Source organism: Hylemonella gracilis ATCC 19624 (assembly GCF_000211835.1).
In the GTDB taxonomy this organism is placed as follows: domain Bacteria; phylum Pseudomonadota; class Gammaproteobacteria; order Burkholderiales; family Burkholderiaceae_C; genus Hylemonella; species Hylemonella gracilis.
The window spans coordinates 23,502-29,536 of the sequence record NZ_AEGR01000059.1; the positions used below are offsets into that span (position 1 = coordinate 23,502).

Below are 6,035 nucleotides of genomic sequence, written 5' to 3' on the forward strand. Positions count from 1 at the left end.
TCTAGGGAGAACAACGGATTTGTTTGCACCAATCTGTGCAAGATACTCACAGGTATTTCTTGCCACGAGGTCTTTCCCATGCGCCGCATGATTCCGAACACAGCCGCTCTTACCGCGTTCGAGGCTGCGGCTCGCCATTCAAACTTCACGTCTGCGGCCAACGAATTGGCACTGACCCAAGGAGCAATTTGTCGCCAAATTGCCTCTCTTGAGTCAGTTCTTCGCACCAAACTTTTCCGTCGATCGGGCCGTGGTGTTGTTCTCACGGAAGCAGGAATGGCCTATCACCGTCAAGTCGAAGGCTGGCTCGATGAGGTGGAACGTGGGACCTTGAATCTCATGTCCAGACAGGGGCGAGGTGGCTCGATTGAGTTGGCGGTTGTTCCAACCTTTGGTACGCGTTGGCTACTTCCGCGTCTTCAGGATTTCGCTCAAAAGCATCCTGATATCACGGTGAATCTGACGAGCCGAACTCGACCATTTCTCTTCGAGGACAGCACTATCGATGCTTCCATTTACGCTGGGGATGGGCACTGGCCCGGAACTGCGGTCGACTATTTGATGGCGGAAACCCTTGTTCCAGTCTGCAGCCCAGCTTTGATCGCTCCTCGCCGTCGCCTTACGCCTGAGCAGTTGGCCCAATTGCCCCTCATTCAACAAGCCACGCGTCCATACGCCTGGCGCCACTGGTTTGAATCTGTGGGAATCCGACCCCAGGGTGAACTTGTCGGCCCTCGTTACGAGCTATTTTCGATGTCGCTGCAAGCGGCCGCTGTCGGACTTGGCGTTGCGTTGGTGCCGCAATATGACTTGGCTGACGAAATTGCGGCAGGTCGTCTGATCGTTCCGACCCAGCACCATTGCCCAAGTGACCGTGCCTATTACTTCGTGACTCCTCAAGGCAAGGCCAACACGCCCCGAATTGCGGTCTTCCGAGAATGGCTGCTGATTCAGGTGAAATCGGAGTGACGAGCTTCCCCACGGAGTTTCTCTGCCGCACTTCGGAAGGTCTGAACAAGCGCACGATGCTTGCGTGGTGATCTGAAACGGTCCAAGGAGCCAGGGCGATGAACCAAATCAGTTGCGCGAACGCTGAGCAGGCGGGTGAATCGCCCCGGATCCAATAGACACCTTCGAGCCTAAAGCTGAGGCCCATAGGAGGTGCCATGAGCGACAAGAGATATCCGGAAGAATTCAAGATTGAAGCGGTCAAGCAGATCGTGGAGCGAGGCCACCCGGTGGTCGAGGTGTCATCGCGGCTGGGGGTGAGTCAGCACAGTCTGTACAAGTGGATCAAGCATCGCGTGGCCCGCCTGCTGCGTCAGGAGGGCATACGCTCGCAGTCGGGCTACCGACGGCGTGCTAGCGGCGGGCGGGGCGGCAGACGCGCCACGGTCGCACCCAACCACCTAACCCGTCAGTTCACACCCGATCAACCCAACCAGTCATGGGTGACGGACATCACCTACCTCCGCACTCATGAGGGCTGGGCTTTACCTGGCAGTGGTGCTGGATTTGTTCTCGCGGCAGGTCATCGGATGGGCTATGGGCAGCCGCATCGACACGCAGCGGGTGCTCAACGCCTTGCTGGTGGCGTTGTGGCGCAGGCAACCCACAGATGCTGTACTGGTGCACTCCGATCAGGGTTGCCAGCTCACTGGCCATGATTGGCAAACCTTCTTGCACGACCATAACCTGGTCAGCAGCATCAGTCGCCGAGGCAATTGCCATGACAACGCGGTGGCCGTGAGCTTCTTCCAACTGCTCAAGCATGAACGGATTCGGCGTCAGACGACCCGATCCATTCCACCTGCGGTCGAGGGATTCAAAGAATTTACCCTCGCTCACTTCCGTGTGTATGGCAAGGTGCAGTAGCGCAGTCAACGTGCCGAACCGGCATCAATCAAGCCACGATCCCAAATCGGCTCCTCCCCCCCGAACTGCTCGGCCAGGAAATCGACCAGCAGCCGCAGGGCCAGCGGCTGGTGCTGGCGTGACAGGAACACCGCGTGGATGCCCAGTGTTTCGAGTTGGTAGTCCTTGAGCAGGGGAACCAGTTCGCCCCGCCGGAGGTCCTCGCTGACGTAGTAGGTCGGAAGAATTCCGATGCCGCCGCCTGACAAGAGTGCCCGTCGCAGGATGGCGGTCTCATTGGTCGTGAAGCTCACATCCACCGTCGGTTCCACGACCTTGTCGCCTTGCCGGAAGCGGAACTGCGTTGCGCTGACCAGCGCATGCGCCAGGCAGCGATGATGGGGCAGTTCATCCACGGTGGCGGGCGTGCCGTGGCGCCGCAGGTACTCCGGGCTCGCGCACAGCACCGAGCGGCAGGTGGCGAGTGGGCGGGCGATCAGCGTGGGTTCCAGCGAGTTGCTGATGCGCACGGCCAGGTCGATCTGGTCGGCGGCGAGGTTGATGCCCAGGTCGGTGGTCGCGAGGGAGATGTGGACTTGCGGATAGCGTTGCTGGTACGCCATCAGGGCAGGGGTCAATTGCGCTTCGGCAAATGAGAGCGCGCAGGTCAGCCGCAGACGGCCTCGGGGCTCTTGGCTCAGGTTGCCGGCGATGTGCTTGACGTCATCGGCCGTTTCCAGCAGTTGACGGCATGAGGGCAGGGCGAGCCGGCCTGCGTCGGTGAGCGTGACGCGGCGGGTCGTGCGGTGCAAGAGGCGCGCGCCGAGCCAGTCTTCCAGCGACACCAGGTAGCGGCTGACCATGGCTGCCGACATTTCCAGATGGTCGGCGGCCTGGATCAGGCTGCCCCGTTCAGCGACGGTGACAAAGACTTGCGCTGCCGTGATTCGGTCCATGACCACTCCTCAAAAGTAAAAGAGAAGGCGTTTAATTGCGTCGAATTGTGCAATAAATAATCAACTGATTGGCTGTTTATGTATTGAAGCGGCTTGAATACAGTGGCGTCTCCTCGCAACCACTTTCAGGAGATCGTCATGGTGTTCCAGACCCCCTTCCTTCAAAAACTTCTGCCTGCGCTGGCGTTCGGCGTCATGGCGACCGGAACGGCCGGCGCTCAGACGGCCGCCGCGCCGCTGCAAATCAAGGTGTACAACGCGGACGCCGCGAGCTTCCACGTCAACGCGGTGGTGGTCAGCGGTAAATCCGAGGCGCTGGTCATTGACACGGGCTTCACCCGTGCAGACGCCCTGCGCGTGGCCGCCAACGTGCTCGAAAGCGGCAAGACGCTGAAAACCATCCTGATCAGCAATGCCGATCCGGATTTTTATTTCGGGGCCGAGGTCCTGAAGGAGCAATTCCCTCAGGCGCAGGTGCTGACCACGCCGGCGGTGCGCGAGAAGATTCAAAGCAAGTTGTCCGGCAAGCTCGCGTTCTGGGGGCCTAAGCTGGGCGCGAATGCGCCGCGCAAGCCGGTGGTGCCGGATGTGCTGCAGGGCAACACCCTGACGGTGGATGGCGAAACCATTGAGGTGCGCGGCACGACCGGTGAACTGGCGCACCGCCCCTATGTGTGGATTCCGTCGATCAAGGCGGTCGTGGGCAACATCGCGGTGTTCGGTAACCTCCACGTCTGGACGGCCGATACCCAAAAACTCAGCGAACGCAAGGCGTGGCTGGCCCAACTCGACGAATTGCTGGCGCTCAAGCCGGCCATCGTGGTGCCCGGTCATGCCGCGGCGGGCGCGGCTCAGGACGACAGCGTGATTCGCTACACCCGTGACTACCTGGTTCGCTTTGAGCAAGAGCTTGGCCGCACCAAAGACTCCGGGGAGCTGATCGCGGCGATGAAGAAGGCCTACCCGGATGCCGGCCTGGGCATCGCCCTCGACATCGGCGCGAAGGTCAACAAAGGCGAGATGAAGTGGTGAGCGCCACTGTAGACCGCTGAATTCATCGAACCGCTGAACTGCCGCGGGGCATGACACAACGCATGCCCCGCGGCGCTGACACAAGGAATGCCATGAGTGCCTCAGTTCTTCACTACATCTACGACCCGCTGTGCGGCTGGTGCTACGCGGCGGCGCCTCTCATCAAGGAAGCGCGCCAGATCGTTGCCGTGCAGCCGCACGGCGGCGGCATGATGGCCGGAGCGCGGCGTCAGCGGGTCAGCGCCCAGTTGAGAGACTATGTGATGCCTCACGACCGTCATATCTCCGAACTCACCGGGCAGCCTTTTGGGGAGCGTTATTTCGATGGCCTGCTGCGCGACACCGGCGCGGTCTTCGACTCCGAGCCGCCGACCGCCGCCATGCTGGCGGCGGAGCAGCTGGCGGGACGCGGACTGGACATGCTCGCCCGCCTGCAAACCGCGCATTACGTGGAGGGTCGCCGTATCGCGGAACGTGACATGCTGATCGACGTCGCCACGGAGATCGGTTTGGGGCGCACTGAATTTTCCGCCGCTCTGGATGCGACGCTCGGTAAAAACACGCTCGCGCACATCCAGGCGACCCGCGAACTGATGGGCCGTGTCGGCGCGCAGGGCTTTCCGACCCTGCTGCTGGAGACCGATGGGCGTTTTCGCTCCGTGGACATCGGTGCCTACCTGGGGCAGGCCGACGCCTTCGCGCAATGGTTAAGGCAGCAAACCCCGAACCAGGATGCGCAGGCGAATGGCAACATCTTGCAATGTGGACCGGATAGTTGCGAAATCTAGAGGCTGTGAATGGGTGTGGGGAGGTAGGGCGATGGCTGCTGGCAACTTGACATCACACCGCGGCGCTGAAGCCAGCAACCTTCGTCATGTGCTCACGTTGATGCGCGAGGGCCACTGGCGTGCCGCGCATGACAAGGTGCAGTTGGATACGACCGAGCTGGGCGCCTGGTTGCATGGCCTGCTGCATGTCCAGGAAGGTGATCTCGAAGACGCGGAGTACTGGTTTGGCCGCGCCGGTCGGAACTTCCGCGGTCGGGGCACGCTGCGCGAAGAGCTGGAGCAGTTCGACCAAGCGCTTCATCGGCATTCAGATTCTTGAATGCTGTTCGCTGGGTCGGGTCTTGATGGAGACCTGATCAAGACCGGATGGTCATCGGGTGGTCACCTGGCGGCTGCAGGGTGCGAACCTGACGGGACAAGTTCTACCTCCTTGAAAAGGGCTGGTCAGGATTGGTGGAAATGATTCTCAAATACCCACAAGGGTTTGGGGATATCATCTTTTCCCCTCGTTTTGGTCCCTGCTTTGCTCGGCGGGGTTACGCACATGCCGCCCTTCATTTCCAACCTGTCCGTCGCCAAGCGCCTGGGCCTGGGTTTCGCCCTCGTCCTTTTGCTGTCCCTCATCACCATCATCATCAGCATTGCCCGGCTGAGCGATGTCGCGGAATCGACGCGAGAGATGGTCGACGTGCCCGTCAGGACCGAGCGGCTCATCAGCGATTGGTACCGCAACCTGTACACGGGGGTGCGACGCACGACGGCCATCGCCAAGAGCAGTGACCCGTCCCTGGTGGCCTATTTCGCTGAAGAAGTCGCCCAGGCCAGCAAGGCCTCGGGCGAGTACCAAAAAACCGTCGAAACTTTGCTGACCAAGGAACGCGACAAGAAACTGTTCGCGGAAATCGGTGAGCAACGCAAGGTCTACCTCAGCACCCGCGACGCGATCAACGAGCTCAAGAAAGCAGGCAAGCTGGACGAAGCCAATCGCATGTTGGACGAACAGTTCACACCGGCCGCCAAGCTCTACACCAGCAAGATGGAGGCGCTGATGCTCAACCAGCGCGAAGACATCGACACCATGGCCAAGGAGATCGAGGCCAACTACGAAGCCAGTCGCATGCTACTGGTGGCGCTGGCGGTGGTCAGCACGGTGCTGAGCATGGTGTTCGCCTGGCTGCTCTCGGGCAGCATCACGCGTCCCTTGCTGCAGGCCGGAGAGGTCGCCCGCGCCGTGGCTCAAGGCGATCTGAGCGTTCAGATCGACAACAGTCGCACCGACGAAGTGGGCCAGTTGCTCAACAGCCTGAAGGAAATGCAGGGCAGTTTGGGCCGTGTGGTGTCGCAGGTGCGCCAGGGTTCCGAGAGCGTGGCGACCGCCAGCGCCGAGATCGCGCAGGGCAATCAG

The 6,035-nt window shown here is 60.9% G+C and carries 6 protein-coding genes and 1 pseudogene; 6 read left to right on the plus strand and 1 reads right to left on the minus strand.

The features are described from left to right. Nucleotides 1–78: 78 nt before the first annotated feature. Together gcvA and HGR_RS09635 are read left to right on the plus strand one after the other, a co-directional pair. A complete protein-coding gene (gene gcvA / locus HGR_RS17055) occupies nt 79–969 on the plus strand; it encodes a transcriptional regulator GcvA (RefSeq protein ID WP_081463503.1) in 891 nt (296 codons plus the stop codon). Nucleotides 970–1,166: 197 nt separating this feature from the next. Then, nucleotides 1,167–1,791, plus strand: a pseudogene (locus HGR_RS09635) (IS3 family transposase); the annotation flags it as partial. A gap of 89 nt (nt 1,792–1,880) precedes the next feature. Here the strand turns inward: HGR_RS09635 and HGR_RS09640 are convergent. After that, nucleotides 1,881–2,810 carry a LysR family transcriptional regulator gene (locus HGR_RS09640; RefSeq protein WP_006298040.1) on the minus strand — a complete coding sequence of 310 codons (930 nt, stop codon included), beginning with the start codon at nt 2,808–2,810 and terminating at the stop codon, nt 1,881–1,883. 195 nt (nt 2,811–3,005) lie between these two features. On the opposite strand from HGR_RS09640, the gene HGR_RS09645 reads away from it, so the two are divergent. The 4 genes from HGR_RS09645 to HGR_RS09660 form a co-directional block, all read left to right on the plus strand. Further along, entirely contained in the window at nt 3,006–3,842 is an 837-nt protein-coding gene (locus HGR_RS09645; RefSeq protein ID WP_406564775.1) for an MBL fold metallo-hydrolase, read from the plus strand. Between the two features lie 92 nt (nt 3,843–3,934). Continuing rightward, a complete protein-coding gene (locus HGR_RS09650; protein ID WP_006298042.1) occupies nt 3,935–4,630 on the plus strand; it encodes a DsbA family protein in 696 nt (231 codons plus the stop codon). Nucleotides 4,631–4,661: 31 nt separating this feature from the next. Next, nucleotides 4,662–4,949: a hypothetical protein gene (locus HGR_RS17060; protein ID WP_081463504.1), complete on the plus strand. Its 288-nt coding sequence runs from the start codon at nt 4,662–4,664 to the stop codon at nt 4,947–4,949. Between the two features lie 225 nt (nt 4,950–5,174). Beyond that, on the plus strand, nt 5,175–6,035 hold an 861-nt coding region (locus HGR_RS09660), incomplete at its 3' end, for an MCP four helix bundle domain-containing protein (RefSeq protein WP_006298044.1).